Origin of the sequence: Vibrio kanaloae (genome assembly GCF_024347535.1) — a bacterium.
In the GTDB taxonomy this organism is placed as follows: domain Bacteria; phylum Pseudomonadota; class Gammaproteobacteria; order Enterobacterales; family Vibrionaceae; genus Vibrio; species Vibrio kanaloae.
Genome location: NZ_AP025497.1, coordinates 2,406,598 through 2,433,113, shown reverse-complemented (window position 1 = coordinate 2,433,113; position 26,516 = coordinate 2,406,598). Strand labels below are relative to the sequence as shown.

General features: G+C 44.6%; 26 protein-coding genes. 20 read left to right on the top strand and 6 right to left on the bottom strand.

Annotation, left to right across the window (positions count from 1 at the left end; genetic code table 11):
* Nucleotides 1-83 precede the first annotated feature (83 nt).
* Entirely contained in the window at nt 84-1,163 is a 1,080-nt protein-coding gene (gene galM / locus OCV24_RS11035; RefSeq protein WP_150879182.1) for a galactose-1-epimerase, read from the top strand.
* A gap of 223 nt (nt 1,164-1,386) precedes the next feature.
* Here galM and OCV24_RS11030 read toward each other — a convergent pair whose 3' ends face one another.
* Nucleotides 1,387-2,385: a substrate-binding domain-containing protein gene (locus OCV24_RS11030; protein ID WP_102507700.1), complete on the bottom strand. Its 999-nt coding sequence runs from the start codon at nt 2,383-2,385 to the stop codon at nt 1,387-1,389.
* Between the two features lie 197 nt (nt 2,386-2,582).
* Here OCV24_RS11030 and OCV24_RS11025 point away from each other — a divergent pair, with 197 nt between their 5' ends.
* Nucleotides 2,583-2,915: a tRNA-binding protein gene (locus tag OCV24_RS11025; protein ID WP_017060796.1), complete on the top strand. Its 333-nt coding sequence runs from the start codon at nt 2,583-2,585 to the stop codon at nt 2,913-2,915.
* Between the two features lie 89 nt (nt 2,916-3,004).
* Here OCV24_RS11025 and OCV24_RS11020 read toward each other — a convergent pair whose 3' ends face one another.
* Nucleotides 3,005-3,559, bottom strand: coding sequence for a gamma-glutamylcyclotransferase family protein (locus OCV24_RS11020; RefSeq protein ID WP_017056238.1), 555 nt, complete (start codon nt 3,557-3,559; stop codon nt 3,005-3,007).
* Between the two features lie 287 nt (nt 3,560-3,846).
* Here OCV24_RS11020 and OCV24_RS11015 point away from each other — a divergent pair, with 287 nt between their 5' ends.
* Together OCV24_RS11015 and OCV24_RS11010 are read left to right on the top strand one after the other, a co-directional pair.
* Entirely contained in the window at nt 3,847-5,031 is a 1,185-nt protein-coding gene (locus OCV24_RS11015) for an NnrS family protein (RefSeq protein ID WP_150879180.1), read from the top strand.
* Between the two features lie 178 nt (nt 5,032-5,209).
* A complete protein-coding gene (locus OCV24_RS11010; protein WP_150879178.1) occupies nt 5,210-5,527 on the top strand; it encodes a DUF3622 domain-containing protein in 318 nt (105 codons plus the stop codon).
* 203 nt (nt 5,528-5,730) lie between these two features.
* On the opposite strand, the gene OCV24_RS11005 is transcribed toward OCV24_RS11010, so the two are convergent.
* Nucleotides 5,731-6,777 carry a succinylglutamate desuccinylase/aspartoacylase family protein gene (locus OCV24_RS11005; RefSeq protein ID WP_046223673.1) on the bottom strand — a complete coding sequence of 349 codons (1,047 nt, stop codon included), beginning with the start codon at nt 6,775-6,777 and terminating at the stop codon, nt 5,731-5,733.
* Between the two features lie 271 nt (nt 6,778-7,048).
* On the opposite strand from OCV24_RS11005, the gene OCV24_RS11000 reads away from it, so the two are divergent.
* A complete protein-coding gene (locus OCV24_RS11000; protein ID WP_150879176.1) occupies nt 7,049-7,588 on the top strand; it encodes a DUF3332 family protein in 540 nt (179 codons plus the stop codon).
* Nucleotides 7,589-7,891: 303 nt separating this feature from the next.
* Here the strand turns inward: OCV24_RS11000 and OCV24_RS10995 are convergent, their stop codons facing one another.
* Nucleotides 7,892-9,364 carry an aminoacyl-histidine dipeptidase gene (locus tag OCV24_RS10995; RefSeq protein ID WP_077680715.1) on the bottom strand — a complete coding sequence of 491 codons (1,473 nt, stop codon included), beginning with the start codon at nt 9,362-9,364 and terminating at the stop codon, nt 7,892-7,894.
* 1,057 nt (nt 9,365-10,421) lie between these two features.
* On the opposite strand from OCV24_RS10995, the gene OCV24_RS10990 reads away from it, so the two are divergent.
* From OCV24_RS10990 to OCV24_RS10920, 15 genes are all read left to right on the top strand, one after another.
* A complete protein-coding gene (locus OCV24_RS10990; protein WP_017056244.1) occupies nt 10,422-11,711 on the top strand; it encodes an NCS2 family permease in 1,290 nt (429 codons plus the stop codon).
* Between the two features lie 84 nt (nt 11,712-11,795).
* Nucleotides 11,796-12,260 carry a xanthine phosphoribosyltransferase gene (locus OCV24_RS10985; RefSeq protein WP_017056245.1) on the top strand — a complete coding sequence of 155 codons (465 nt, stop codon included), beginning with the start codon at nt 11,796-11,798 and terminating at the stop codon, nt 12,258-12,260.
* An 89-nt stretch (nt 12,261-12,349) separates the two neighbouring features.
* Complete coding sequence (frsA, locus tag OCV24_RS10980) at nt 12,350-13,603, top strand: esterase FrsA (protein ID WP_102507692.1); 1,254 nt, start codon at nt 12,350-12,352, stop codon at nt 13,601-13,603.
* A gap of 144 nt (nt 13,604-13,747) precedes the next feature.
* The gene (gene crl, locus OCV24_RS10975; protein ID WP_077680714.1) at nt 13,748-14,137 is read left to right on the top strand and encodes a sigma factor-binding protein Crl; all 390 of its coding nucleotides are present in this window, start codon (nt 13,748-13,750) and stop codon (nt 14,135-14,137) included.
* A gap of 76 nt (nt 14,138-14,213) precedes the next feature.
* Nucleotides 14,214-15,398, top strand: coding sequence for a glutamate 5-kinase (gene proB / locus OCV24_RS10970; RefSeq protein WP_170960252.1), 1,185 nt, complete (start codon nt 14,214-14,216; stop codon nt 15,396-15,398).
* A 91-nt stretch (nt 15,399-15,489) separates the two neighbouring features.
* Nucleotides 15,490-16,740 carry a glutamate-5-semialdehyde dehydrogenase gene (locus OCV24_RS10965; RefSeq protein WP_150879174.1) on the top strand — a complete coding sequence of 417 codons (1,251 nt, stop codon included), beginning with the start codon at nt 15,490-15,492 and terminating at the stop codon, nt 16,738-16,740.
* Between the two features lie 156 nt (nt 16,741-16,896).
* Nucleotides 16,897-17,346, top strand: a complete 450-nt coding sequence (nrdR, locus tag OCV24_RS10960) for a transcriptional regulator NrdR (protein ID WP_004734394.1) — start codon at nt 16,897-16,899, stop codon at nt 17,344-17,346.
* A gap of 40 nt (nt 17,347-17,386) precedes the next feature.
* Nucleotides 17,387-18,490 (top strand): bifunctional diaminohydroxyphosphoribosylaminopyrimidine deaminase/5-amino-6-(5-phosphoribosylamino)uracil reductase RibD, encoded by a 1,104-nt coding sequence (gene ribD, locus OCV24_RS10955; RefSeq protein ID WP_150879172.1) that lies wholly within the window; start codon nt 17,387-17,389, stop codon nt 18,488-18,490.
* Between the two features lie 46 nt (nt 18,491-18,536).
* The gene (locus tag OCV24_RS10950) at nt 18,537-19,193 is read left to right on the top strand and encodes a riboflavin synthase (protein WP_146449511.1); all 657 of its coding nucleotides are present in this window, start codon (nt 18,537-18,539) and stop codon (nt 19,191-19,193) included.
* A gap of 108 nt (nt 19,194-19,301) precedes the next feature.
* Nucleotides 19,302-20,411, top strand: a complete 1,110-nt coding sequence (gene ribBA / locus OCV24_RS10945; protein WP_150879170.1) for a bifunctional 3,4-dihydroxy-2-butanone-4-phosphate synthase/GTP cyclohydrolase II — start codon at nt 19,302-19,304, stop codon at nt 20,409-20,411.
* A 279-nt stretch (nt 20,412-20,690) separates the two neighbouring features.
* Nucleotides 20,691-21,161: a 6,7-dimethyl-8-ribityllumazine synthase gene (gene ribH / locus OCV24_RS10940; RefSeq protein ID WP_004741508.1), complete on the top strand. Its 471-nt coding sequence runs from the start codon at nt 20,691-20,693 to the stop codon at nt 21,159-21,161.
* Nucleotides 21,161-21,628, top strand: coding sequence for a transcription antitermination factor NusB (nusB, locus tag OCV24_RS10935; RefSeq protein WP_017056253.1), 468 nt, complete (start codon nt 21,161-21,163; stop codon nt 21,626-21,628). The genes ribH and nusB overlap by 1 nt, the downstream gene beginning before the upstream one ends.
* An 88-nt stretch (nt 21,629-21,716) precedes the next feature.
* The gene (thiL, locus tag OCV24_RS10930; protein WP_102507678.1) at nt 21,717-22,691 is read left to right on the top strand and encodes a thiamine-phosphate kinase; all 975 of its coding nucleotides are present in this window, start codon (nt 21,717-21,719) and stop codon (nt 22,689-22,691) included.
* The gene (pgpA, locus tag OCV24_RS10925) at nt 22,691-23,200 is read left to right on the top strand and encodes a phosphatidylglycerophosphatase A (RefSeq protein ID WP_017056255.1); all 510 of its coding nucleotides are present in this window, start codon (nt 22,691-22,693) and stop codon (nt 23,198-23,200) included. The genes thiL and pgpA overlap by 1 nt, the downstream gene beginning before the upstream one ends.
* A gap of 35 nt (nt 23,201-23,235) precedes the next feature.
* On the top strand, nt 23,236-23,595 hold the full coding sequence (locus OCV24_RS10920; protein WP_046223682.1) for a putative quinol monooxygenase: 360 nt from the start codon (nt 23,236-23,238) through the stop codon (nt 23,593-23,595).
* A 115-nt stretch (nt 23,596-23,710) separates the two neighbouring features.
* Here the strand turns inward: OCV24_RS10920 and dxs are convergent, their stop codons facing one another.
* Together dxs and ispA are read right to left on the bottom strand one after the other, a co-directional pair.
* Nucleotides 23,711-25,594: a 1-deoxy-D-xylulose-5-phosphate synthase gene (gene dxs, locus OCV24_RS10915; RefSeq protein ID WP_137007445.1), complete on the bottom strand. Its 1,884-nt coding sequence runs from the start codon at nt 25,592-25,594 to the stop codon at nt 23,711-23,713.
* A gap of 21 nt (nt 25,595-25,615) precedes the next feature.
* Nucleotides 25,616-26,503 carry a (2E,6E)-farnesyl diphosphate synthase gene (ispA, locus tag OCV24_RS10910; protein WP_150879168.1) on the bottom strand — a complete coding sequence of 296 codons (888 nt, stop codon included), beginning with the start codon at nt 26,501-26,503 and terminating at the stop codon, nt 25,616-25,618.
* Nucleotides 26,504-26,516: the final 13 nt, after the last annotated feature.

The window sequence follows — 26,516 nt, the reverse complement described above, 5'->3', positions numbered from 1 at the left end:
AAGTAAAAAGATCATGGTAGGCCAAATACTAAAGCCTTTACCTCAACGTAGAGGCTTTTTACTGGCAGTAGAAGGAATTTAGAATGACACAAGCGCAGAACCTGCATCAATCCATGACAGAAACTGCAGCCTATGATGGCCAACCTGCTCAGCTTGTCACGCTGTCGAATGCACACGGTATGGAAGTGACATTCATGGATATTGGTGCAACATGGTTGAGCTGTATCCTGCCAGTAAAGGGAAATAAAAGAGAAGTTTTGTTGGGTGTTAACTCAATGGAGAACTTCGATAAACAAGCCAGCTATATGGGCACAACCGTTGGCCGTTACGCCAACCGCATTGCCAATGGTCGTTTCAAAATTGATGGTAAGAATTACAAGCTAGAAACCAACCAAGCGGGAAATACCTTACACGGTGGTCCGAATGGTTTTGATAAACGTCGCTGGAATATTGCTGAGCAATCTGAAACATCGGTTGTGTTTAGTTTGGTGTCAGCGGATGGAGACCAAGGTTTTTCGGGTAATTTGAACGTGTCGGTTCGTTATGAAATCACCGAAGATAATCGAGTCTCTATCGATTACACAGCCAACACTGATAAACCAACCGTAGTTAACCTAACTAATCATGCCTACTTCAATCTGCTCGGTGCAGAAGCAGGGCACGATTGCTTGTCTCACATTGTGAGTATCAACGCGTCTCAGTTCTTACCAACCAACTCTGTCGGCATTCCATTAGGCAACTTGAAATCGGTGAAATCGACCAGCTTCGACTTTACTCAGCCTATGATGATTTCAGAGCGTCTATTAGGTGACGAACAACAAAAAGCCGCCAAGGGTTACGATCACTCTTTCTTATTGGCTGACGGCTGTAAACGCACTCAATGTGCTGCGACCGTGACCTCGCCAGATGCGTTAGTCACCTTAAAAGTATTTTCAACCAAACCTGCGATGCAGCTATACACCGGAAACCGGCTTGGTGGTACACCAAACCGAAGTGGTGGCAGCTATGAAGATTACGCAGGTTTGGCATTAGAAACCCAGTTCTTACCTGACTCTCCTAACCACCCAGAGTGGAAGCAGGACAGTTGTATTCTCCAGCCTGAACAAGAATACCACTACCGTACCTGCTACCAGTTTGAATTTTCGGGGGATTCTTCAAACTAGTACGCTCTAGCTCAAAGCGGTGATGCCAAGTTCTTTTGTTGATTTATGAATGGAGCGGTGTGATTTATTACGCTGCTCTTGGGGGGATGAACAAAAGTGGCACTTAGCAATCTACGACCTAATAAGGGAGTGATTGTTGGGTACGAGAGTAAGGTAGGAAAGCCCTAACAGAAGCGATTCTGTTAGGGCTTTTTTTGTTTGCTGTTTGGTCAGTGACCTGAACTTAGATTTTCTCTACCGAATTACGACGCACCAAAGTTGGAGAGAACATCATTGGCTCTGCTGAGGTGTCTTCACCTTTGGCTAAATTCAAGGCAAGTCGTGTTGCTTTCTCAGCCATCATTTGAATTGGGTAACGAATCGTAGTCAGCTTCGGATGAACATAGCGGGCAATTAAGCCATCATCGAATCCGATGATCGACATTTTCTCTGGCGCTTGGATTCCGTTCTCATCGAGTACAGACAAAGCCCCCGCCGCCATGTAATCGTTGTAAGCCACAATACCAGTGATTGGCAGTGACTTAGTCAGCAGGTTTGTCATCGCATATTCGCCACCGTCACTGGTTGGCAGAGCCTGTTCAACATAGCTTTCAGATAACTCAATACCATACTCTTTTAGCGCGGCTTGGTAACCTTCAACACGCTCGTTGGCATCTTCAATGCTTGAAGAAGAGGCGATACACGCAATGTTTTTATGACCATGTCGGATTAAGTATTCAGTCGCGAGGAAGGCGCCTTTTTTGTTATCTAGGAAGATACAGCGATTGGCGATTTCTTCGATGTAACGGTTGATCAGCACTAAGCCTTTTACTTCTTTAGAGTAAGCAATCAGCTCTTCGTCAGTTAGGCCTTTCGAGTGAATGATTAGCGCATCACAACGGCTGTTGATCAGCAGTTCAATCGCTTGTTGCTCTTCTTCACGATTGTGAGAACCATTACCCACTAAGATGTGTTTGCCGTTCTCTCTTGCAACGTTGTCGACCGACTTAACTAGCGTGCCGAAGAAAGGATCGGAAATATCACCAACCAATACACCGACGGTATTGGTGCTTTGGCTTACGAGTGCACGGGCATTGGCATTCGGGCGATAGCCGAGCTTTGCCATGGCTTTCGTTACCGACTCAATAGAGCTCGCACTGGCCTTCGGAGATTTGTTGATCACCCGAGATACGGTTGCGACGGATACACCGGATTCTTTTGCGACATCTTTAATTGTTGCCATTTTTAACCTCTATACATTGCTGCATCTATTTAACACCGACAATGAGTGCAAGGCAACGAAACTCTCATTTTACTTCCAGTAATGAGATCTTTACCTCTTGTAATTATTAGGCTTAATGCTAGTGTAAATGTTTACATTTTACTTAATTTTAGTAAATTGTTTGATGAGTGAAAATAAATCAATATAGGAAGTGAGAAATGGATACTGTCTCTTATGGCGACTTTGCTAAGTTAGAAATGCGTGTGGGTAAGATCATCGAGGTTGTGCGTCATGAAAACGCCGACAAGCTTTACATCGTGCAAGTGGATGTGGGGGACAAGACGCTGCAAACGGTGACCAGCCTAGTCCCTTACTACACAGAAGAAGAGTTGATGGGTAAGCAGGTTGTTGTTTTGTGCAATCTAGCAAAGGCGAAGATGAGAGGGCACACTTCTGAGTGCATGTTGCTATGTGCAGAAACGGAAGATGAATCTGAAAGCGTATTGCTGACGCCAGAACGTGCAATGCCAGCGGGTATTCGAGTGGTTTAAGCGGTTTATTTTAGTCGGTGAGCCTACTTGTTATAAGTTCATCGACTTCCCTGTTCTCAAAGATCCAAAATAACCAAAGCCCTCAAAGGCTAACTGCGAACACTCAGTATTAAACCATCAATCACACTGTGGTGGTGCTCAGAAACGCCAGCAAGGTTGCCGTATTTTGGCTGGTGGCGATCATTTTCTAATGGGTGGTGCCAACCTTGTGTGTGTTCCACAAAGTGCGCCGCAAAGCTTTCAGACACCTCTAAACATCCTGCCATAACGGTATCGACATAGGTTTGAACGATAGGGCTGTCTTCACAAGGCGCTGTAATATCGTCTTTGATGTAAACCCAGATCGATTGATCCGTTTTGAAATCAGTTTGGCTCTCTATCTGATCGGCTTTTAACTCGATTCGATGATAGCCACGTTCACGGCGATCAAACTCAGCCAAGGCTACATCATCGACTTCAAGCAAAACACCATTCACTTGCCCTTCACCAAGATTGACGATCAAAGGTGACAACACATAGCTGTCATCGATCTTGCTCCAATGGCGAATTAAGCCATGAACAATCGCAGGGATCGCTTGCCCTGTCTGACCGGTAAGCTGGCGTGAAGATGAGTTGATTAAGCTGCCATAACCAAAAATATACATCGCTTTCTCTGTCTGAGTTTTTCCATTTAAGTCTAACCTTACTATATGTGTCGCAATCGCAAAAGTCAGTAAGTTTTTATTTATACATCTATATGTCTTTATGACTCTTTTTGTTGTGTGTTTTTGACTTATTTATTGGTCTATGAATCTTGTGAGTAGCTGTTTTTACGGGCTTTATCGAATTGGCGCGTTTAATGCAATGTGATCAGCAGATTGCATCGAATTTGATGCAAACCAAATTTGGTTTAGGTAATACCTTAGCCGCTATCTGAGCATTAGGAGCGAGTTTGTTAAATATCACAGATAAAAGTGTAGAAGACGCGATTCCAGTCTACCTGCGTTTAGGCTTCCGACCTTTCTTCTTTTTAGGCAGCCTATATGCTGTGATTGCGATTGTGGCTTGGGTTGTCATGTTCCAAAATGGTCAGCCTGAAGTGTTAAAAGTACCCGCGCTTTGGTGGCACGTACATGAAATGCTGTTTGGTTTTTCTATGGCGATTGTGGTTGGTTTTGTTCTGACTGCGGTGCAAACGTGGACGGGGGTCAATGGTACCAAGTATTATCGATTAGGCGTGCTAGTCGGCTTGTGGTTGGCACCTCGCATTCTTTTTTGGACACCGGCTCCGCTGTGGATGATCTCTTCGATTGAAGCGCTGTTCTTAATTTTCGCGGCTTACGAGATTGGTTTTCGAGTAGTGCAGTCGAAAGGATGGAAAAATCTATTCTTCGTCCCGCTGTTTGTACTGGCTATCGTGGCAAACTTTGCGAGCTACGCGACCATTAAGGGCATGCCTCCGTTCCCATCATCAGCGGTATGGCAAGCGATGTTGTGGTGGTTTACGTTGTTGCTGTCTGTAATGGGCGGACGAGTGATTCCATTTTTCACAGCGCGTCGTTTCGACTTTGAAAAAGCGCAGCCCTTGGTTTGGTTGGAATGGCTTGCAAACTTGCCTTTAATAGGACTGTTTGTTCTGAGTTTCTTCCCATTGACCTTTGCTCAAGTCGGCAATGAGTTGATGGTATTTGCAGGGGTAACTCAGTTGGTGCGCTTTATCCGCTGGAAGCCTTGGACTACGTTATCTGAGCCCTTGGTGTGGTCGCTGCATGCGGCTTACTTATGTATCCCTCTCAGCTTGCTGTTACGTGGTTTATTAGACAACCCGTTCGCGAGCCACAACATGCTGCACTTGTTTGCGATTGGTGGCTTGAGCGGTTTGATTCTAGCGATGATTACGCGCGTGACAATGGGACACACTGGTCGTGCTATCTATAAAGGGCCAAGCATGGCGTTAGCGTTCTCGGCTATTTTTTTAGCAGCGCTCGTACGTAGCTTAGGTGTGACTTTCTTCCCGGCTTATCTGTTTGAGATGGTTAACCTCAGTGCAGGCTTATGGACGTTGGCGTTCGGTCTGTTTATTTGGAAATTTGGCATGATGTTACTAACACCGCGAGTGGATGGTCATCCGGGCTAAGTTAATTTCAGTCTATACAGCATTGGAGTGTGATCCGCTGCAAATATTTGCAGCAATATTCATTGATTTGTGCTCTAATATCGCGCTTACCAAGGGATGGTGTTAAAAGATGCTCACTTAGATGGAGTTATCAAAGTTGACCGATCCCTTAATGATCTCCCTTAGGAAAAAATAGAACATGTCTAAGAACAAAAAATTTGATATCCGCCTTACAGAAAAACGCAACGGTTGGTGTGCAGAGATTACTCGTCAAGTAACGTCTCGCAGCACTACAGTATCTAAGCGTGAGTCTGGTTTCGAAACTGAAGCTCTAGCACAAGAGTGGGCAGAGAAAGAGCTAGCCTCTTTCATCGCTAACCAAGCTGAACGTAACGAGCGTAAATCAGAGCAGCGTAAAGAGCGTGACGAACTACGTCACACTAAAGAGCTTAAAGCTGAGCAAACACGTGAAGCACGCGCTAAGGCTCGTGCAGAAGAGCAAGAAGACGCTGAGTAATTCAGTGCATGACTAATTTATAGATCCCTTAATTTTAAGATAAGGGATTTGTGAAAAAAAAGCCCCGATACAACTTTTTTCTTTCTAGTTAAAAGTGTATTGGGGCTTTTTAGTTTGTGGAGTTCTGTTTTATTGTGTTTAAGAGCACTGTTTTGGCTTCTCGCTTTTAACGTCGAGCTCTTAAACTTTTAAGCATTGTCTGATCAGTTATTCAGTGCAGTTAGCCAATCATCTTCTGCCACTTCTTCAATGTAGCTTTCTACTGATTGCCCGACTTCTTCATCGTCTTGCTTGAAGTAAGCGATGTGGAACACAGCATCACCTTCGTTCACCAAAGGCAGAGTTTGCTGACCAATCACGATACCGCCTTTGGTTGTGATCACTTGGCCTTCTTGGTGACCCAGTGGAGAGCTGATGTAAGCCAGAGTTTGCCCGGCTTCAACTTGTTCACCAAGCCCTACCATATTACGTAAGATCCCGTCTGATTCAGCGCGGATCCAACTGGTCGATTTGCTCAATACTGGCTCTGGCAACTTCTTACGGTTCGGGCGCAACATACCGATTTCTTTCATAACTTGGTGAGCGCCAAGGTAACCGGCACGGATCGCTAAAGGATCAAAACGCAACGCTTCACCACCTTCGTAAGTTAATACAGGAATACCAAGTTTTTCCGCTTCGCTACGCAGTGAACCGTCACGCAGTGGAGAATCAATGATCACTGGTGTTGCAAACGCTTTTGCGATGCGCAGTGTTTCTGGGTTCGACAGGTTTGCACGAATCTGTGGCAGATTCGTACGGTGAATCGCCCCCGTGTGTAAATCTAAGATGAAATCACAGTGCTTCGCAACATTCTCGAAGAAGGTGTAAGCGATACGTGATGTTAACGATCCTTTCTCACTACCAGGGAAGCAACGGTTTAGGTCACGGCGGTCTGGTAGGTAACGAGACTTATGGATGAAGCCGAACACGTTAACGATAGGCACAACAATTAAGGTACCTTTCAACTTCTTCGGATCGATAGCATTGGTTAACTGGCGGGCAATCTCAACACCATTTAACTCATCGCCGTGGATCGCCGCGTTTACCATCAGTGTTGGGCCTGCTTGGCGACCGTGAATGATTTCAATCGGGATTGAAAGTGGAGAGTGTGTATAAAGCTGAGCTGCTTGCAGTTCAATCTCCATTCGCTGTCCTGGCTGAACAGTATAACCAAGTAATTCGAATGGTTGGTTAGGTTTTAGTCTTGCCATTTAGGTTGTTCTCAACATGGTGATAATTCGTTAACACGGAATGTAGCAATCGTTGATTTTTAGTACGAATCAATCGCTTTACGGTGACGACAAAAGTTTTTTATGAAGGGGCTTCCGAATTGGTTTCAGTTTTTTATTTGGCTAATTGAAGGGTGTTTCAAATTGTGAATTTTATGACAATACATTGATTTAGCGCTGATATTTGTTATTCAGTTCGTTGGTATTATCCACCGCCATTTTTTGGCGGCCAAATTCAAATATTGAGATCAAAATGAAAAAAACAATTTCAAAAGTCGTTGCACTGGCGGTGGTATCTGTTGCTTTATCTGGCTGTGTTGGTAGTAACGCAGTAACGGGTTACCTAATGAAGTTCAACGTTAAGGCTGTTGATAACCGTTACGCTCGTGGTGGTTTGAACATGCTACTCGCACCTGCATACGGTCTAACGGTTGCTGCTGATTACCTGGTATTCAATTCACTAGAGTTCTGGACTGGTAGCAACCCACTAACGGGTTCTCCACACATCTTTGATACAAAGACTGACACTTACCTAGACATTAATAACCAACTTGACCCGTCTCTAACGGAAGCGCCAATAGGTCCTATCACGAGTACAGATGTGATCGAGCAGGGTCAAATGCAGCAGATTGATGAAAACACGATCCAAATGGACATTACTTACCAATCTGGTGAGCGCGCGACGTTAATCGGTGTTCGTGATGGCGAGATGGTGACGTACTTCATCGATGGCGAAGTTGTGGCACAAACTTCAATGGATGAGCTAGAAAGCTACGCGGCTTCACGCGCTTAGTTATACCAATCGTAGTAAATAACTGGTCACCCTAGCTTGTTAAAAATCTCGATAACTGCGTTGTGATTTTTGATTGTAGAATAACTACTTATCAGAAAATCACGCCTTGTTCTCAAGCCTTTTTCCTGCGCTATTTCTGAACACTTACTTACTGTGATTGGTATTACTTCTTTAGTCACAAATAGTCGATTAACAAATATTAGATACAAAAACAGGTACTCATTGAGTACCTGTTTTATTTTGCCTCGGATAAACGGTGTTTACTGAAAAGTACGATTTATTGAGCAAACATAGCTTATCGAATTAAGCTTTTTCTGGGATTGCTTCAAGCAGTGCAACCATTTGGTTCCAGAATAGCTCAACGGTATCAATCTTCACTTTCTCGTCTGGAGAGTGAGGGAATTTGATCGTTGGGCCGAAAGAAACCATATCCATGTTTGGGTAAGGTTCTTTGAATAGACCACACTCAAGACCAGCATGGATAACCATGATATTTGGCTTGTGACCGTATATGCCTTCGTACATGTCGCGGAATATGTGCATGATTTCAGAATCTGCGTCTGGTTTCCAACCTGGATAAGCACCAGAGAACGCGATGTTAGCACCTGCTAGTTCAGCAATAGAGTGAAGCATGCTTTCTACTTGGCTGCGACCTGAGTCGATAAGGGAACGGATCAGGCAAAGTACTGTGATTGAATTCTCTTCTGTCGTGATCACACCTACGTTTAGAGATGTTTCCACAACACCTTCAATCTCGTCACTCATACGAATCACGCCGTTTGGTGCTGCGTTAAGTGCTGCGATAAAGCGCGTCTGTTCTGCTTGTGCAAGAGTACCCATTTCAACGGCGACTTCTTCGTTGAATGTTACGATGCTGTCTTCGATGTTACCTAGTTCAGTTGATAGAAGCTCGGTGTAGTAGTTGTATAGCGAAGCCAGTTCCTCTTGGTTTGCAGCAGGAACTGCAACCGTTACGAAACCTTCACGAGGAATTGCGTTACGAAGGCTACCACCTTTGAACTCTACGATGCGAAGGTCTAGCTTTTTTGCGTGACTCGCTAAGAAACGGGCAAGTAGTTTGTTTGCGTTTGCACGACCAGTATGGATATCACAACCCGAGTGACCGCCTTTAAGGCCTTTAAGTGTTAGTTTGCGCGTTACGAAATCTGCAGGAATAGCATCTCGAGTGATGTCGAAAGTCATTGTACCGTCGATACCGCCAGCACAACCCATATATACTTCACCTTCTTGCTCTGAATCGGTATTAAGAAGGATATCGCCTTCTAACCAACCAGCTTCAAGACCGAAAGCACCTGTCATTCCTGCTTCTTCATCTACAGTGAGTAGAACTTCTATAGGGCCGTGCTTGATTTCGTTTGACGCAAGAACCGCTAGGCAAGAAGCCATGCCCATGCCGTTATCAGCGCCAAGTGTTGTGCCTTTTGCTGTAACCCACTCACCATCAATGTATGGCTGGATAGGATCTTTAGCGAAGTCGTGAACCGTGTCTTCATTCTTTTGTGGAACCATATCGATGTGCGCTTGCAGCACCACACCTTTTTTGTTTTCCATGCCTGGCGTTGCAGGTTTAGTAATGAAGACGTTACCCGTTGGGTCGCGACGCACACTTAAACCTTGCTCTGTTGCCCAAGCAATAATGTATTGAGCTAGCTCTTCCTCATGCTTAGAAGGATGTGGGATTGAGCAAATCTTATCGAAGAACTGCCAAATAGGGGCAGGGGATAATTTACTGATCTCAGAATGGAATTCAGACACGGATGACTCCTTTTTTATTTGGTAACCATATATTTAGGATTCTCATGGGTAAAAACCTAGAACAAAAATCTAAAATATGGGTCTGTTTTGATGGTAACAGCATACCACTTGAGTGTTTTGACGAGTAGCGCTTCTAAACCTCAAACACCTCAAATTTTGAAAGCGATTTTGTCCATCCGATCATAACTAAGCGCTTTGATGCTTATAAATAACCCAAGCAAACGTTTGTTTAAGTTTATTTTGTAATTTAATTACACTTATGGGTTTGGGTTGTGATCTTATTTAGTCAAAAGTGTGATGTGTCGCAATAAAAAGTTGTAATATTTTTTCTTTAGGGTATATTAATAACCAACTTCTAAGGTGAAGAGTAAATGCTCAAAGGATGAGTCCGTTTTATCGCCTCCAAGGAACCGAGAAATCAAATTCGTTTTTTATTGATTTATTAAGGTGATAGTTATGAAAGGTTTACCATCTGCAATGTTCTGGCTTAACAGCTCTGTTTACACTAGCAACTTTGCATACCCTACAAGCTTTGGTTACTAATACCGTAAGCATGTAACTCGAACAGTTTTGTTCACCCCTATATATTGGAATTCTTTTACAACCCTTTTGGTTGACAGATTCTACCGCCACTCAGTTTTGAGTGGCGTTTTTTTTGCCTGCTACTTTTCCAAACCGCTTTAGCTTGTCACTTTCCCTGCTGTTCTGCATGGTTGTTTTTTAAACGCCGAAATATCAATTTACGCCTGATTACTGATCTTGTTGAAAAATACATAACTCTTGTGGGTTTGAATTCAGAGTTTAATGGCTAGATTCTCTATTAAAATAATTGATGGTCGAAAAAGTAACCAAGAAATTCCATCATGAATAATAGTATTAATTAACTGTTTATTATGGTTATTTTCTCTAGCTACCTTCCTTTTTAATCGCTTTGTTTCATAAAGTATTCTGATAAATATCGATTAGAGCCTTAATTCTATCTGGAATTTGTTATTTGATAACTTTATAATCCACGGCCAATCGATTACGCAACCGTTTACTCTTATAGGATTCGATAATGTTCGAAAAGCTATTCAAACTCAGTGAAAATGGCACCAATGTGCGCACTGAAATCATCGCAGGTCTAACAACCTTCCTAACAATGGCTTACATTATTTTTGTAAACCCAATGATTCTAGCTGACGCAGGGATGGACCATGGCGCTGTATTTGTAGCAACCTGTTTAGCGGCTGCTATTGGCTGTTTTATCATGGGCTTTGTTGCTAACTACCCAATTGCTCAAGCACCAGGTATGGGGCTGAATGCATTCTTTACTTACGCTGTTGTAATGGGGATGGGTTATACGTGGCAAGTTGCTTTGGCAGCGGTTTTCGTATCGGGCGTAATCTTCATTTTCTTAAGTATCTTTAAGATTCGTGAATGGATTATCAACTCTATCCCTATGTCTCTGCGTGTAGGTATCTCTGCGGGTATTGGTCTTTTCCTTGCGTTTATTGCTCTTAGCAATGCTGGCATCGTTGTTTCTAACCCAGCAACCAAGGTTTCACTTGGTGATATTACCGCGATTGCCCCAACCCTAGGTGCACTTGGTTTTTTCCTTACTATTGCTCTTGTTCATCGTGGTGTGAAAGGCGCAGTCATGATCGCTATTCTAGCTATCACTGCTCTTGGTATTGCTATTGGTGATGTTCAATACGGTGGCATCATGTCTACACCACCAAGCTTAGCACCAACGTTTATGCAGCTTGATTTCTCTGCGGTATTTGAAATAGGTATGATTTCAGTCGTATTCGCATTCTTGTTCGTCGATTTGTTCGATACTGCGGGTACTTTGGTGGGGGTTGCAACGAAAGCAAACTTAATCAAGGAAGACGGTAAACTTCCTCGTTTAAACAAAGCACTGCTTGCTGACTCTACAGCAACGTCTATTGGTGCATTGCTAGGTACATCAAACACGACTTCTTATGTTGAAAGTGTTGCAGGCGTGGCTGAAGGTGGCCGTACAGGTCTAACAGCTGTTGTGGTTGGTATCTTATTCCTACTGGCTCTTTTCTTCTCGCCACTTGCAGGTATGATTCCGGCTTACGCAACATCAGGCGCATTGTTCTATGTAGCCATTCTGATGATGTCTGGCCTCGTGGGCATTGATTGGCGTGATCTTACGGAAGCTGCACCTGTCGTGGTAACATGTCTGCTTATGCCGCTGACATACTCTATTGCTGAGGGTATTTCACTTGGTTTCATCGCTTACGCTGTAATTAAGCTGCTAAGTGGTAAAGGTCGCGACGTTTCACCTGCTGTGTGGGTCATGTCGGCTATCTTTATTCTTAAATACATTTTCGCTTAATCGTCTAGATTTCTGCTTAATCGCTGAAGAGGTTATGTTTGGAATAGCCTCTAATAACATGACAAAATTATTAGGTTTTATACTATGAGCAACAAATTCGTTATCACTTGGGACAACATGCAGACTTACTGCCGTCAACTAGCTGAAAAGCAAATGCCAGCAGAGCAGTGGAAAGGTATCTGGGCGGTCAGCCGTGGTGGTTTGGTTCCTGGTGCAATCTTGGCTCGTGAATTGGGTATTCGTCACGTAGATACGATTTGTATCTCTAGCTATGACCACGATCACCAACGTGATATGACAGTCGTTAAAGCTCCTGAAGGTGACGGTGAAGGTTTCTTAATCGTTGAAGATCTTGTTGATAGTGGTGACACTGCACGTAAGCTTCGCGAAATGTACCCTAAAGCGAAATTAATCGCAGTATGTGCAAAACCATCTGGTGCACATTTACTTGATGAATACATTGTTGATATCCCTCAAGACACATGGATTGAGCAACCTTGGGATACGAGCCTAAGCTACGTTGAGCCAGTAAATCGCAAGTCAAAATAAGCGCAAGCTAAATTTTTTGAGAAATGACCCATCATAGGGTCATTTTTTTTTATATGATTAGTGACAACCATTTCTTATTAAGTATTCCAATGTCTGAATCAAAAGAAACGAGCTCAAACCTTTCGGAAACCTTGTTTGTTAAGCATAAGCAGGCCAAAGAGACCTCAATGCTAACGTGTTACATGCCCAGCTCCGAAGCGTTGCTCGGCGAGAAGCGTAAGCAGCACAATTCATCATGGTACCGAAACTTAAGACGTCTGCAGTGGGTATGGCAAGGGGTTAATCCAATAGAGCAAGAAGCTGTATTGGCTCGAGTTGCGTCATCAAAGAACTCCCGAACGACTGATGAGTGGTTAGACACTGTGATGGGTTACCGCAGCGGTAACTGGGCTTACGAGTGGACTAAGCTAGGCATGCAGCACCAAAATAGTTCGAACGAAAAGAGTGGTGAAGAGATGGCAGAAGAATTGTTCTCTGCATCTTTGTGCTTCAGCATTGCGGGCTACCCACATCTTAAGAACGACAGCCTTGCAGTCCAGGCTCAAGTATTGGCGAACGCCGCTTATTCTGAAGCGATTAAGCATACCAAGCTGATCGTCAAACAGATTGAAGTGCCATACCAAAACAAGAAAATCAAAGCGAATTTGCATCTAACCAAAACGGACAAGCCACAACCCGTTGTGATTGTGAGTGCTGGCTTGGATAGCTTGCAAACTGATATGTGGCGCTTGTTTAGAGATTACTTAGCACCGAAGAACATTGCGATGCTAACCGTAGATATGCCATCGATAGGACACAGTTCACACTGGCCATTAACCGAAGACTCTTCTTGTCTGCATCAAGCCGTGTTGAATGAACTGCCTAACATTCCGTGGGTGGATCATCATAAGGTCGGGTTATTTGGTTTTCGTTTTGGTGGCAATGCAATGGTGAGGCTATCTTTTATCGAACAGCGCAAGCTTAAAGCTTGTATCTCTTTAGGTGCTCCAATCCACGATATCTTTGTTCATGCCGATAAGTTAAAGCAGATGCCTAAAATGCATTTGGATGTGTTGGCTTCTCGCCTTGGTAAAGGTGCGGTGGATATCAATAGCCTTTCTGGACAATTGATGGCGTGGTCGCTCAAAGTTCAAGGTTTGTTATCTAACAGTAAGACGAGTGTCCCTATTTTGGCATTGGCTTTGGAGGGTGACCCGGTGTCGCCACATACGGATAATCAACTGGTTGCTATTTACAGTGATTACGGTAAAGCGAAGAAAATTAAAACTAAATCAATTACACAAGGTTATGAGCAATCCCTCGAATTGGCGATAAAGTGGCTTGAGGATGAATTATTTAGGTGACATTTCTCCGAAATTAGTTAAGCATGAAAAGTGTACAGATTAAGTACCTGATACTCAGTGACTATTTATAAAATCAAAGGCTATTTAGCCGTTTGCTTTAAACCTGAGTAACGTCATTCTTAACATTGAAGATGGAGATTCAATATGTCAGAAGTGACACAACAACCTACTCACTATCGTTTGCTTAATGTTTTAAAGGCTATTGGCCCTTATCTAAGAGAGCCGCAATCAAAAGAAGGGCACTATATTTTTGATTGCTTGTCTGTGTGTGTGAACGATAAAAAATCACCAGAAGAACGTGAGTTCTGGGGCTGGTGGTTGGAGCTAGATAAGTCGGAAGAGGGATATTCGGCGAAATACAACATCGGTAAATACAACACTGATGGTAATTGGGATTCTTTGCCACTGCCTAAGAAAGCGGTCACCGAAGTCTCTCGAACCCAAGTAGCCTTTCATAAAAAATTGGTTGATGAACTTCAAACTAAATTTGAAATCAGCGTTCAATTCGACGAAGAGTCTGTCGAATTCATCTGATTTTAAAGGTTAGTCTTCTCTATAGAGCAAAAAGGTGCGATTTCGCACCTTTTCTACTTGTGAATTCCCCTGTTGATTGCTAAAACATCACCTCTTATTTGTTTTATCCATAAAAGACTTCATGACAATAAATCATCAAAGCGGGACAACAACACAGCGTAAAACTGTCGTTGTTAAACTGGGTACCAGTGTCTTAACTGGTGGAACATTGGCATTAGATCGTGCTCACATGGTTGAGCTGGTTCGTCAATGTGCTGAATTAAAAAAACAAGGCCACTCAGTGGTTATGGTTTCGTCTGGCGCAATGGCGGCAGGGCGTGAGCACCTTGGTTACCCCGCACTTCCCAACTCAATGGCAAGCAAGCAGCTGCTGGCGGCCGTTGGGCAAAGCCAGTTGATTCAAGCTTGGGAGTCTTTGTTCGCTATTTATGGCCTTAAGATTGGCCAGATGCTGCTGACTCGCGCTGATCTTGATGATCGCGAGCGTTTTCTAAATGCACGGGACACGATTAATGCATTAGTCGACCACGATATTATCCCCGTGGTTAATGAAAATGACGCAGTAGCGACCAGCGAAATTAAAGTGGGTGATAACGATAACTTATCAGCACTGGTTGGTATTTTATGCGGTGCGGATAAGCTTTTGCTGCTAACCGACCAAAAAGGTTTGTTTACAGCTGACCCTCGTAAAGATCCAAATGCAGAGCTCATCAAAGAAGTAAAAACGATTGATGACACACTGCGTAAGATCGCAGGCGGCAGTGGAACTACGTTGGGTACTGGCGGAATGGCAACCAAACTGCAGGCGGCTGATATTGCTCGTCGTGCGGGGATTGAAGTGATTATCGCGGCGGGCAGTGCTGAAAATGTGGTGTTCGACTCATTGAGTGACAGCCCACAAGGCACCCGTTTCTTGCCTTTAGCAGAAGCACTTGAAAACCGTAAACGTTGGATTTTAGCTGGCCCTGCTTCTGTTGGTCACATCGTGGTAGATGATGGTGCAGTCAATGCTGTGCATACTAAAGGCAGTAGCTTGTTGGCTAAAGGGGTCGTTCGAGTTAAAGGCGAATTCTCTCGTGGTGAAGTCACTCAAGTCACAGATAGAAAAAGTAAAGTGATTGCGCGTGGCATCGCCAGTTATTCGAGCCAAGACCTAGCGAAAATAGCTGGTAAGCACAGTAAAGATATTGGTGACATTCTTGGTTACGACTATGGTTCAGAGGTCATTCACCGTGATGACCTGGTTGTGATTCAAGAGTAGCTCGTGATGATAAGGCGATGCACTGCGAATATGTATAATCGTAAAGCGCCTTTTTACATCAAACGACAGACTGAATTTAGGAGAGTTAAACATGGATTTAACTAACATGGGTATCGCAGCAAAAGACGCTGCTTTCCACCTAGCGACCGCATCAACGGCGCAAAAGAACAAGGCATTGGCGATCATCGCTGATGAGTTACAAGCAAACGCTGCAACGATTCTAGAAGCGAACGCGAAAGATATCGAATTAGGTCGCGAAGCGGGTTTAACCGACGCACTGCTTGATCGTCTACTTCTTAATGAAGAGCGCTTAACCGGCATCGCTAATGATGTGCGTAACGTGATTAGCTTGAATGACCCAGTAGGCAGCGAAATTGACAGTAAGGTACTGGAAAACGGTATGTCACTGTCTCGCCGCCGCGTGCCACTTGGTGTGGTTGGTGTTATCTATGAAGCGCGTCCGAACGTAACCATCGATATTGCAGCTCTGTGTCTGAAGACAGGTAACGCAAGCATTTTACGTGGTGGTAAAGAGACGTTCTTCTCGAACATGGAACTGGTTAAAGTTATCCAGTCTGCATTAGAGAAAGCGGAGCTTCCAGCTGCTTCTGTTCAGTACATCGAGAAACCAGATCGTGAACTTGTATCTCAGTTGCTTAAACTGGATGACTACGTGGATATGATCATTCCTCGTGGTGGTGCTAGCCTGCACAAGATGTGTAAAGAGAACAGCACCATTCCAGTGATCATTGGCGGCTTCGGTATCAGTCATATTTTTGTTGATGAAAGTGCTGACCTTAAAAAGTCGGTAGATGTTGTCGAAAACTCAAAAGTTCAGCGCCCATCAGCGTGTAACTCGTTAGATACACTGCTAGTACATGAAGCGGTTGCTGAAGCCTTCCTAGCTAAGCTAGCACAGCGCTTAGCAGGCAAAGTCACATTAGTTGTCGACGCTAGCGCAAAATCGATGCTGGCTAGTTTTAACGACCAACGTGATGCAATTGAAGGAGACTTTGACACTGAATGGCTAAGCTACACGTTAGGCGTGAAAGTAGTCGCGGACGTTGCAGACGCGATTGACCATATGCGCGTACACAATGCGAGCCACTCAGACGCAATCATGACCAATAGCCTAGAAAGCTCTGAGCGTTTCATTAACTCTGTGGGTTCGGCAGCTGTGTATGTGAATGCATCAACTCGATTTACCGATGGCGCACAGTTTGGTTTAGGTGCTGAAGTTGCTGTATCTACTCAGAAATTGCATGCTCGCGGCCCAATGGGCTTAGAAGAGCTAACAAGTTACAAATGGGTAGGTAAAGCGAACTATTTAGTTCGTGGTTAACGCTGGTCGTTAATTTTACTCTTCAGCTCATTTTTGAAATGGCTATCGAGTAACAATAATCAATGAATCACCACACAAAAGGGCCTCAATTGGCCCTTTTTCTTTCCTAACGTTTGGCAATTCCGTTACACTAATATTCAATTATTTGGAGGTGATATGCATTGTCCTTTTTGTTCAGAGAACGACACTAAAGTAATCGATTCAAGACTGGTAGCCGATGGCCATCAGGTTCGTCGTCGCCGTCAATGCCTTGCATGTAGTGAACGTTTTACGACGTTCGAATCGGCAGAACTTGTGATGCCGAAAGTCATAAAGTCGAATGGAAACCGCGAACCATTTAATGAAGATAAAATGGTGGGTGGTGTACAGCGCGCCCTAGAAAAGCGCCCAGTGAGTGCTGATGCGATTGAACTTGCGATCAGTACGATTAAGTCACAACTTCGTGCAACTGGTGAGCGTGAAGTACCAAGCGAGATGATTGGTAATCTTGTGATGGGCCAATTGAAAGAACTGGATAAAGTAGCGTACATCCGTTTTGCCTCTGTTTACCGCAGTTTTGAAGACATCCGAGAGTTTGGCGAAGAAATCGCTAAATTAGAGGACTAACCCTTTAATCATGCCGATTTTTACTCCCCTAGATTTTAAAATGATGTCGCGTGCTATTCAATTAGCGAAGCGCGGCATTTATACCACGGCACCCAACCCGAATGTGGGCTGTGTAATTGTACAAACTGACGGCCAGATCGTCGGTGAAGGTTTTCATGCCAAAGCGGGCGAACCTCATGCTGAAGTGCACGCTATGCGAATGGCGGGTGACAAGGCAAAAGGCGCGACCGCTTATGTCACGCTAGAACCTTGTTCGCACTATGGTCGAACGCCACCTTGTGCAGAAGGTTTGATTAAGGCTCAAGTTTCAAAAGTGATTTGTGCCATGCAGGACCCAAACCCAAAAGTCGCAGGTCGTGGTATCAAAATGCTACGCGATGCGGGTATTGAGGTTGAAATTGGTTTGCTAGAGCAAGACGCTCTCGACTTGAATCCTGCATTTATCAAGCGTATGCAAACTGGCATGCCATTCGTTCAGTTAAAGATGGCCGCTAGCCTTGATGGGCAAACGGCATTGGAAAATGGCCAAAGCCAGTGGATCACATCGCCAGAATCGCGTCGTGATGTTCAGAACTACCGAGCAAAATCAGGCGCGGTGCTATCAACCAGCCAGACTGTGATTGAAGACAACGCGTCGTTGAATGTTCGTTGGGCAGAGTTGCCAAGCAGTATCAAAGATCATTACGCTGAAGACGAGCTGCGTCAGCCGATTCGCGTAATTCTTGATCGTCAAAACCAACTGCGTCCTGAACTCAAGTTATTCCTGACTCCAACATCCGTGTTGAGAGTAGCGGAAGCGTCTGCTGATATTGAAGTCGGAACCACAGATGCAGGTCAGCTTGATTTGCACGATCTGATGCGTCAATTACCTGCCAATCATATCGACCATATTTGGGTCGAAGCGGGCGCTACACTGGCAAAAAGCTTGATTGAAGAACAGCTGGTGGATGAGCTAATCCTCTATTTAGCACCTAAACTTATGGGCGGTGACGGACGAGGTTTGATGGGCGCATTAGGGCTCACTTCAATGTCTGACGTTATTGACTTAGAAATTAAAGATGTTCGACAGGTTGGTGTGGATATTCGCATCGTCGCGAAACCAATTATGACTAAACCAAGAGCGGTGAAACCACTCTCGAAATAGTCACCCTAACTACATACGTGTCGTTGACAACAGAAAGAGTTTTAAAATGTTTACAGGAATTGTAGAAGCCGTCGGAACATTGAGTGCAATCACTCCCCGCGGAGAAGACATTACCGTAACGGTTAATGTTGGCAAGCTTGATATGGCTGACGTTCAGTTAGGCGATAGTATCGCAACCAATGGTGTGTGTTTGACGGTTGTTGAGTGCAACGACCACAGCTACAGTGCAGACCTTTCGCTTGAAACCCTGAAAAAAACGGGTTTTGTCGATTACCAAGCGGGCGATAAAGTTAACCTTGAGAAAGCAATGTTACCAACCACGCGTTTCGGTGGACACATCGTGTCTGGTCACGTTGATGGTGTGGGCGAGGTTGTTGAGCGTAATCAAGTAGGGCGTGCGATTGAGCTTTGGGTAGAAATGCCAGCTGAAATAGCAAAGTACGTAGCTCAAAAAGGTTCAGTCACGGTTGATGGCATTAGCCTGACTGTGAACGATTTACGCAAGAATGCCTTTAAGTTGACTATCGTTCCTCATACCTCTTCAGAAACGACCATCGACCAGTTCAATGTCGGTCGTAAAGTGAATCTAGAAGTCGATGTATTAGCGCGCTACATGGAGCGTCTACTGCAAGGCCAACAGCAAGAGTCTGAGCCTGAATCTCGATTGACGATGGAATTCTTACAGCAGAATGGTTTTGCTTAAAAGTTTGTACAAAGCGCGCTAAATACCGCTTTGTAAATCAGAGCAATATCATCAGGTTTAAATAGTGTCGGTTCTAGGAAGCAGAACCATTTCAAAGGATATAGAACAATGCCAATTAGTACTCCTCAAGAAATTATTGAAGACATTCGCCTAGGAAAAATGGTTATCCTGATGGATGATGAAGATCGCGAGAATGAAGGCGATCTGATCATGGCAGCAGAACATGTGACGCCAGAAGCGATTAACTTCATGGCGATGTATGGCCGTGGCTTAATTTGTTTAACGCTGACCAAAGAGCGTTCAAGTCGCATGGGGCTAGCACCTATGGTTCAAGACAATAATGCACAATATACCACCAACTTTACGGTTTCGATTGAAGCGGCTGAGGGCGTAACGACGGGTATCTCTGCATCAGATCGCGCGGTGACGGTTCAAGCTGCGGTAGCCAGAGATGCCAAAGCGGCTGACTTGGTTCAACCTGGTCATATTTTCCCACTGACTGCACAAGAAGGCGGCGTTTTAACGCGCGCTGGCCACACTGAAGCTGGTTGTGATTTAGCTCGTCTAGCGGGCTGTGAACCAGCTTCGGTTATTGTTGAGATCCTAAACGACGACGGCACTATGGCTCGTCGCCCTGATCTTGAAGTGTTTGCAGACAAGCATGACATCAAGCTAGGTACCATTGCTGACTTGATCGAATACCGTAACAACACAGAAACAACGATTGAGCGCGTTGCCCAATGTCATTTACCAACAGAGTTTGGTGATTTCGAGCTGGTGACTTACCGCGATACGATTGATAACCAAATCCACTACGCAATGCAAAAAGGTGACTTGTCTGATGGCGCTCCTTTAGTGCGTGTTCATCTGCATGATACGTTTACCGATCTGCTTCATTCCGACCGTGGCACTGAGCGCAGCTGGTCGTTAGATAAAGCGATGAAGCGCATTGGTGACGAAGGCGGGGTGCTGGTTATTCTTGGTAATGAAGAGTCGTCTGATTCTTTGATTTACAAAGTGAAGACATTCGAAGCACAAGATAAGAACGAGCAGCCAACCATGGCGAAGAAGCAAGGTACTTCGCGCCGTGTTGGGGTAGGTTCTCAGATTCTTCAAGATTTAGGTGTGCACGATATGCGTCTGCTTTCTTCAAGCACTAAGCGTTATCACGCATTGGGTGGTTTTGGTCTTAATGTTGTTGAATACGTTTGTGAGTAGTCACTTACCTATCAGTTTGTAGCACATAAATTAATGATGATTCTGCTTGATCTTTTGGTAACGAATTAAGCCAAAAGAGTATAGTCGCTAAGCTCAATTTTTCGTGCGTTAAATGCAGATGCTTGGCGACTTGTTGTTCCTATACGGATGGGAGCAACACTGCATTATCATCTTTACATCCCAGGTGTCCGTTCTTCTAAATTAGCATTAGATATTGCTCACAGTTTTGTGCTAGAATCCGGCGATTCTCACTTTATGAAAATAGTTAAAGGAAGGCTTATGAAAGTGATCGAGGGTGGCTTCCCAGCGCCAAATGCAAAAATTGCTATCGTTATTGCTCGTTTCAACAGTTTTATTAACGAAAGTTTACTTTCTGGTGCAATCGATACTTTAAAGCGTCACGGACAAGTAAGCGAAGACAACATTACTGTTGTTCGTTGCCCTGGTGCAGTTGAACTTCCACTGGTAGCGCAGCGCGTTGCAAAAACAGGTAAGTTCGATGCGATTGTATCTCTTGGTACAGTTATCCGTGGTGGTACACCTCACTTTGACTATGTTTGTAGTGAATGTAATAAAGGTTTGGCACAAGTGTCTCTGGAATACTCTCTTCCAGTTGCGTTTGGTGTTCTTACCGTTGATACGATCGATCAAGCTATTGAACGCGCAGGGACCAAGGCTGGTAATAAAGGTGCAGAAGCAGCACTTAGCGCACTTGAGATGATCAACGTTCTTTCTGAAATCGATTCCTAATGGGGGCCAGTGTGAAACCAGCCGCACGTCGTAATGCACGTCAATTTGCTCTACAAGCAATTTATTCTTGGCAAATTACTAAAGAAAATATTGCTACCGTTGAAGAACAGTTCTTATCTGGTGGTAAGTATGATGAAGAAGAGCATCATGCTACAGAGCCTGCTCTAGCTATGCCTGAAACAGACGTTGCATACTTCCGCGACCTACTAACTGGTGTTGCTCTTAGCCACATGGAACTTGATAGCAAGCTTCGTCCATTCGTATCTCGCCCTATGCAAGATCTGGATTTGATGGAACTCGCGCTTCTACGTTTAGCTATGTACGAGATGACTCGTCGTGAAGATGTACCATACAAAGTGGTTATCAACGAAGCTATTGAACTTGCAAAAGTATTTGCAGCAGAAGACAGTCATAAGTTTATTAACGGTGTGCTTGATAAAGCTGCGCCGCACGTTCGTAAGAAATAATACGTTCGCTTATTGAATATAAAGGTCAGCTTTTATGCTGGCCTTTTTTGTTACTAAATTATTGTGAAATCTAAAGATAGGGCATGTGATGTCTGGCGAATTTAACCTGATTGAAAAATATTTTGTAAATCGACAACCACAACGTAAAGATGTACATCTGGCTGCGGGCGATGATTGTGCTTTGGTAAAAGCCCCAAGTAATGTTGAGATTGCGATCAGTACTGACACTTTAGTTGCAGGCACGCACTTCTTAGCGGAAGCGAACCCAGCTTGGGTCGCACACAAGGCTTTGGCTTCGAATATTAGCGATCTTGCTGCTATGGGGGCGACCCCGTCTTGGGTTTCACTTGCTTTGACCATGCCTGAGGTGGATGAAGAGTGGCTTGCTCCATTTTGTGATTCCTTTTTTAAACTCGCAGACTACTTCGGTATTCAGTTAATTGGTGGTGATACAACGAAAGGGCCACTAAGCCTGACACTGACGGTGCAAGGTTTTGTGCCCGAAGGACGAGCGCTACGCAGAGATGGCGCTAAAATCGGAGACTGGATTTACGTCACGGGTAATTTAGGCGATAGCAAAGCTGGGTTAGATGTGTTACTTAACCCCGAGAAAAATAAGGCTAAACCTTATGCCCTTGAGCTTGAAGAGAGACACTACCTGAGCACTCCACGCGTTTTGGCTGGTCAGGCATTAGTGAATCTTGCCTCGTCTGCCATTGACATATCAGACGGTGTTATCGCTGACATAAAACATATCCTTAAGCGTTCTCAGGTTGGCGCTAGCATTGATGTTAGTTCGCTACCAATATCTTCTGAATTACGTCAATTCGCCCCTGATATTGAATCTGCCCAGCAATATGCCCTTACCAGTGGTGAAGAGTACGAACTGTGCTTTACTGTGCCTGAAGAAAATAAAGGTTCGTTGGAAAGTGCTTTGTCGCACACTGGAACAAAAGTCACCTGCATTGGGCAAATAAGACCTGTAGAATATTTTGAATTACACAATAATGGTGAACCGCTAAGCTGGGACTTAACTGGTTACGATCACTTTAAGGTTAATTGATGACAAACCCACTATCTCTTATTTCTCTTAAAAACCCTTGGCATCTGTTAGCAACGGGTTTTGGCAGTGGCTTATCGCCTATTATTCCTGGAACGATGGGTACGCTCGCGTCTATTCCATTGTACCTATTGTTGGTTCAATTACCTTTCCCTGCTTATATAGTAGCAGTTGTTATGAGTTGCATTATTGGTATCAAGATCTGCCAAGTGACGTCCGATGATATGGGCGTGCATGATCACGGTTCTATCGTATGGGATGAGTTTGCGGGTTTTTGGATTACCATGAGCCTAGTGCCGATGTTGAATATCCCTACTGATGATTGGAAGTGGTTATTCACTGGCTTTGTGTTATTTCGCTTTTACGATATGGTAAAACCATGGCCAATTGGTTGGCTAGATCAGCGAATCCACGGCGGTTGGGGCATTATGATTGATGATATTGTGGCGGGTATTATGGCCGCTATCTCGCTGTATGCAGTTGCACATTTCGCTGGTTGGTTAGCTAATTAAAAATAGAAAATACTGAATAAGAACAAGGAATAACAATGTCTAAGAAAGTTTATTGTGTTGCTCAGTTTCAGCCAAAAGAAGGTAAATTGAACGAGTTGTTTGAAGTATTAAAGTCGCTAGAGCCAAACACTCTGCGTGAAGATGGTTGTATTCAATACACTGTGACTCGTCATATTCAGAGCCCATTTGCAGAAGGGGATAGCTTTCCTATCGCGTTCAACGAGATTTGGGCGGATAACGAAGCGTTTGAAGCGCATTGCCAACGTCGCGAAATTCAACAGTTCTTCCAAGAGCAGTGTGTTGAAGAGACAGGCTTGGTTGAGAACTTTAATGTGGCTATCTACTCTGATGAGCCAGAGAACTACGACGCACCTGTGCTTAAGCCATGTTACTAAGCAGGTTTAATAGCGGAATAACAGCGAATAGTTAATGAGTTAGCAGATACAAAAAAAGGTTGACCTTAAGGTCAACCTTTTTTGTTTTGTAGCTTATGTCATTTGCTTGTGAAAGCTATTTAGCAAGGTAATCAGAGATAGACTTCTCAATGCCTTTCGCATCTAAGCCAAGCTCTTCATGCAGTTCACCTTGTGTGCCTTGAGCAATAAACTTGTCTGGTAGGCCAAGATTTAATACAGGCATTAGCAGCTTCTCTTGCATTAAGAATTCAACCACCCCTGTGCCCGCACCACCTGCGATTGCGTTTTCTTCGATTGTTACAAGTACATCGTGGTCAGCTGCAAGTTGTTTGATCAGAGCTTCGTCTAACGGCTTCACAAAACGCATATCTGTAACCGTCGCATCAATAGCGTCAGCGGCTTGGAGTGCACTCTCAAGGAAAGTACCGAAGCTTAGAATAGCGACTTTCGAACCATCTTTTGCTTTTGCACTTTCGCGAATGATACGACCTTTACCAATCTCAAGCGCAGTAAATTCACTTTGAATCTCAGTACCCATGCCATTACCACGAGGGTAACGAACGGCACTTGGACCTGTGTGCTGGTGGCCTGTGTATAGCATTTGGCGACACTCGTTTTCGTCGCTTGGCGCCATGATCACCATGTTTGGAATGCAGCGCATGAAGCTTAAGTCGAACGCACCTTGGTGTGTTTGACCATCGGCGCCAACAAGACCTGCACGGTCAATCGCAAACATCACCGGTAAATCCATGATAGCCACATCGTGGATCAGCTGATCGTAGCCACGTTGTAGGAACGTCGAGTAGATAGCTACAATTGGCTTATCGCCAGCAATCGCCATGCCGGTTGCTAGCGTCACTGCGTGCTGCTCAGCAATCGCAACATCGAAGTATTGCTCTGGGTACTCTTTCGAAAAACGTACCATGCCAGAACCTTCACGCATCGCTGGCGTGATCGCCATTAGCTTCGGATCCTGCGCGGCCATATCACACAGGAAGTCGCCAAAAATCTTAGAAAAAGTTGGTTTAGAGCTGGTGCTCTTAGGCAGACTTGAGTGAGCTGGAGCGAACTTAGGTACGGCGTGATAACCAATTGGGTCTTTCTCTGCTGGTTCGTAGCCTTTGCCTTTCTTGGTCATGATATGCAGGAACTGAGGGCCTTTGAGATCCCTCATGTTCTTCAGCGTTTTAATTAGCTCATTTACATCATGGCCATCAACTGGGCCAATGTAGTTAAAGCCTAACTCTTCAAACATGGTGCCAGGAACAACCATGCCTTTTAGGTGTTCTTCTGTACGACGAACGAGCTCTTTAATCGGCGGAACGCCAGATAGCACTTTCTTGCCGCCCTCACGAATAGACGTGTAAAGACTGCCAGAAAGAACTTGAGCTAGGTGGTTGTTTAGAGCCCCTACGTTTTCAGAGATCGACATCTCGTTATCATTAAGGATAACCAGCATGTCATTGTGAATATCGCCCGCGTGGTTCATCGCTTCGAATGCCATACCTGCGGTAATCGCGCCATCACCAATCACACTCACGACTTTACGATTCTTGCCTTCTTTCTTAGCACTGATTGCCATGCCGAGAGCAGCACTGATCGACGTTGAAGAGTGACCAACAGAAAGCGTGTCGTATTCGCTCTCTTGACGCCATGGGAATGGGTGCAGTCCATCTTTTTGACGAATAGTCGACAGACGGTTACGACGACCAGTAAGGATTTTGTGCGGGTATGCTTGGTGGCCAACATCCCAAACTAATTGGTCAAAAGGTGTGTTGTACACGTAGTGCAGAGCCACTGTTAGCTCTACCGTACCTAAGCCTGACGCTAAGTGACCACTTGACTGGCTCACTGAGTTAAGAAGATAGGTGCGTAATTCATCACAAAGCTGTGTTAGCGTCTCTTTCGGAAGAAGACGCAAATCCTCTGGCTTATCAGCCAAAGCAAGAGTTGGGTACTTTGATATATCAAGAGTCATAGGTAATGCGCGCTTATTGTCTTAGTTCTTGCGCTCGATGACGTATCGGGCGAACTCTTCGAGTAACTGGGTATTGTATGGGATTGCAGCCAAAGCTTGAAGCGCTTCCTGTAGCAGAGTGTGCGCTTTTTCTTGAGCACCCTCTAAACCTAACAAAGAAGGGTAGGTGCTTTTGTTTAAATTTTGGTCAGAACCCTGTGGCTTACCCAAAGTTTCGGTATCGCTAGTGATATCTAAGATATCGTCTTGAACTTGGAAGGCTAACCCGATGGCGTCGGCATACTTGTCTAATTGAGGCAGTACTTCAAACGCTTTCTCACCAGCAGAAAGTGCACCTAAACGAATTGCACTTTTCATCAGAGCCCCCGTTTTATTACGGTGAACTTCTTCCAGCTCTTCTAGTGTGACTGCGCGGTTTTCTGCTTCAATATCAAGTGCCTGACCAATGCACATACCTTGAGCACCAGAGGCTTCAGCTAGGCGTTGAATCATTCGAACGCGATTGCTTTCCCCGTCAGCACTTAATGTGCCTTCCGCAAGTATAGTAAACGCGAGAGTTTGTAGCGCATCGCCAGTTAAAATTGCTGTCGCTTCATCGTATTTGATATGGCAAGTCTGATGGCCGCGACGAAGGTCGTCATCGTCCATTGCTGGAAGATCGTCGTGAATCAGAGAATAGGCATGAATACATTCGATTGCAGAAGCTGGAGTATCGAGTTCTTCAGCGGTGCAGCCGAGCATCTCCCCTGTAATGTAGACAAGAAATGGACGTGCGCGTTTGCCGCCTAAAACTAATCCATAACGCATCGCGTTGATAAGATTCTGATTTTGGTGAGGCAGGCGATCAAGCCAAAGGTTCAGTTGCTCGTTATTACGTGCTTGATAAGACAATAATAAAGTCTCGATCATAGGGGATCTCATA

What these genes read in the sequence shown, in the direction of transcription:
- OCV24_RS11005 (WP_046223673.1), bottom strand. Translation starts at nt 6,777, where the DNA reads ATGGCAAGACTAAAACCTAACCAACCATTCGAATTACTTGGTTATACT.
- OCV24_RS11010 (WP_150879178.1), top strand. Translation starts at nt 5,210, where the DNA reads ATGTCTAAGAACAAAAAATTTGATATCCGCCTTACAGAAAAACGCAAC.
- ribD (WP_150879172.1), top strand. Translation starts at nt 17,387, where the DNA reads ATGATGTCGCGTGCTATTCAATTAGCGAAGCGCGGCATTTATACCACG.
- OCV24_RS10990 (WP_017056244.1), top strand. Translation starts at nt 10,422, where the DNA reads ATGTTCGAAAAGCTATTCAAACTCAGTGAAAATGGCACCAATGTGCGC.
- crl (WP_077680714.1), top strand. Translation starts at nt 13,748, where the DNA reads ATGTCAGAAGTGACACAACAACCTACTCACTATCGTTTGCTTAATGTT.
- OCV24_RS11030 (WP_102507700.1), bottom strand. Translation starts at nt 2,385, where the DNA reads ATGGCAACAATTAAAGATGTCGCAAAAGAATCCGGTGTATCCGTCGCA.
- dxs (WP_137007445.1), bottom strand. Translation starts at nt 25,594, where the DNA reads ATGACTCTTGATATATCAAAGTACCCAACTCTTGCTTTGGCTGATAAG.
- galM (WP_150879182.1), top strand. Translation starts at nt 84, where the DNA reads ATGACACAAGCGCAGAACCTGCATCAATCCATGACAGAAACTGCAGCC.
- OCV24_RS11000 (WP_150879176.1), top strand. Translation starts at nt 7,049, where the DNA reads ATGAAAAAAACAATTTCAAAAGTCGTTGCACTGGCGGTGGTATCTGTT.
- ribH (WP_004741508.1), top strand. Translation starts at nt 20,691, where the DNA reads ATGAAAGTGATCGAGGGTGGCTTCCCAGCGCCAAATGCAAAAATTGCT.
- ispA (WP_150879168.1), bottom strand. Translation starts at nt 26,503, where the DNA reads ATGATCGAGACTTTATTATTGTCTTATCAAGCACGTAATAACGAGCAA.
- OCV24_RS11020 (WP_017056238.1), bottom strand. Translation starts at nt 3,559, where the DNA reads ATGTATATTTTTGGTTATGGCAGCTTAATCAACTCATCTTCACGCCAG.
- OCV24_RS10985 (WP_017056245.1), top strand. Translation starts at nt 11,796, where the DNA reads ATGAGCAACAAATTCGTTATCACTTGGGACAACATGCAGACTTACTGC.
- nrdR (WP_004734394.1), top strand. Translation starts at nt 16,897, where the DNA reads ATGCATTGTCCTTTTTGTTCAGAGAACGACACTAAAGTAATCGATTCA.
- ribBA (WP_150879170.1), top strand. Translation starts at nt 19,302, where the DNA reads ATGCCAATTAGTACTCCTCAAGAAATTATTGAAGACATTCGCCTAGGA.
- OCV24_RS10920 (WP_046223682.1), top strand. Translation starts at nt 23,236, where the DNA reads ATGTCTAAGAAAGTTTATTGTGTTGCTCAGTTTCAGCCAAAAGAAGGT.
- frsA (WP_102507692.1), top strand. Translation starts at nt 12,350, where the DNA reads ATGTCTGAATCAAAAGAAACGAGCTCAAACCTTTCGGAAACCTTGTTT.
- OCV24_RS10965 (WP_150879174.1), top strand. Translation starts at nt 15,490, where the DNA reads ATGGATTTAACTAACATGGGTATCGCAGCAAAAGACGCTGCTTTCCAC.
- pgpA (WP_017056255.1), top strand. Translation starts at nt 22,691, where the DNA reads ATGACAAACCCACTATCTCTTATTTCTCTTAAAAACCCTTGGCATCTG.
- OCV24_RS10950 (WP_146449511.1), top strand. Translation starts at nt 18,537, where the DNA reads ATGTTTACAGGAATTGTAGAAGCCGTCGGAACATTGAGTGCAATCACT.
- thiL (WP_102507678.1), top strand. Translation starts at nt 21,717, where the DNA reads ATGTCTGGCGAATTTAACCTGATTGAAAAATATTTTGTAAATCGACAA.
- nusB (WP_017056253.1), top strand. Translation starts at nt 21,161, where the DNA reads ATGGGGGCCAGTGTGAAACCAGCCGCACGTCGTAATGCACGTCAATTT.
- OCV24_RS11025 (WP_017060796.1), top strand. Translation starts at nt 2,583, where the DNA reads ATGGATACTGTCTCTTATGGCGACTTTGCTAAGTTAGAAATGCGTGTG.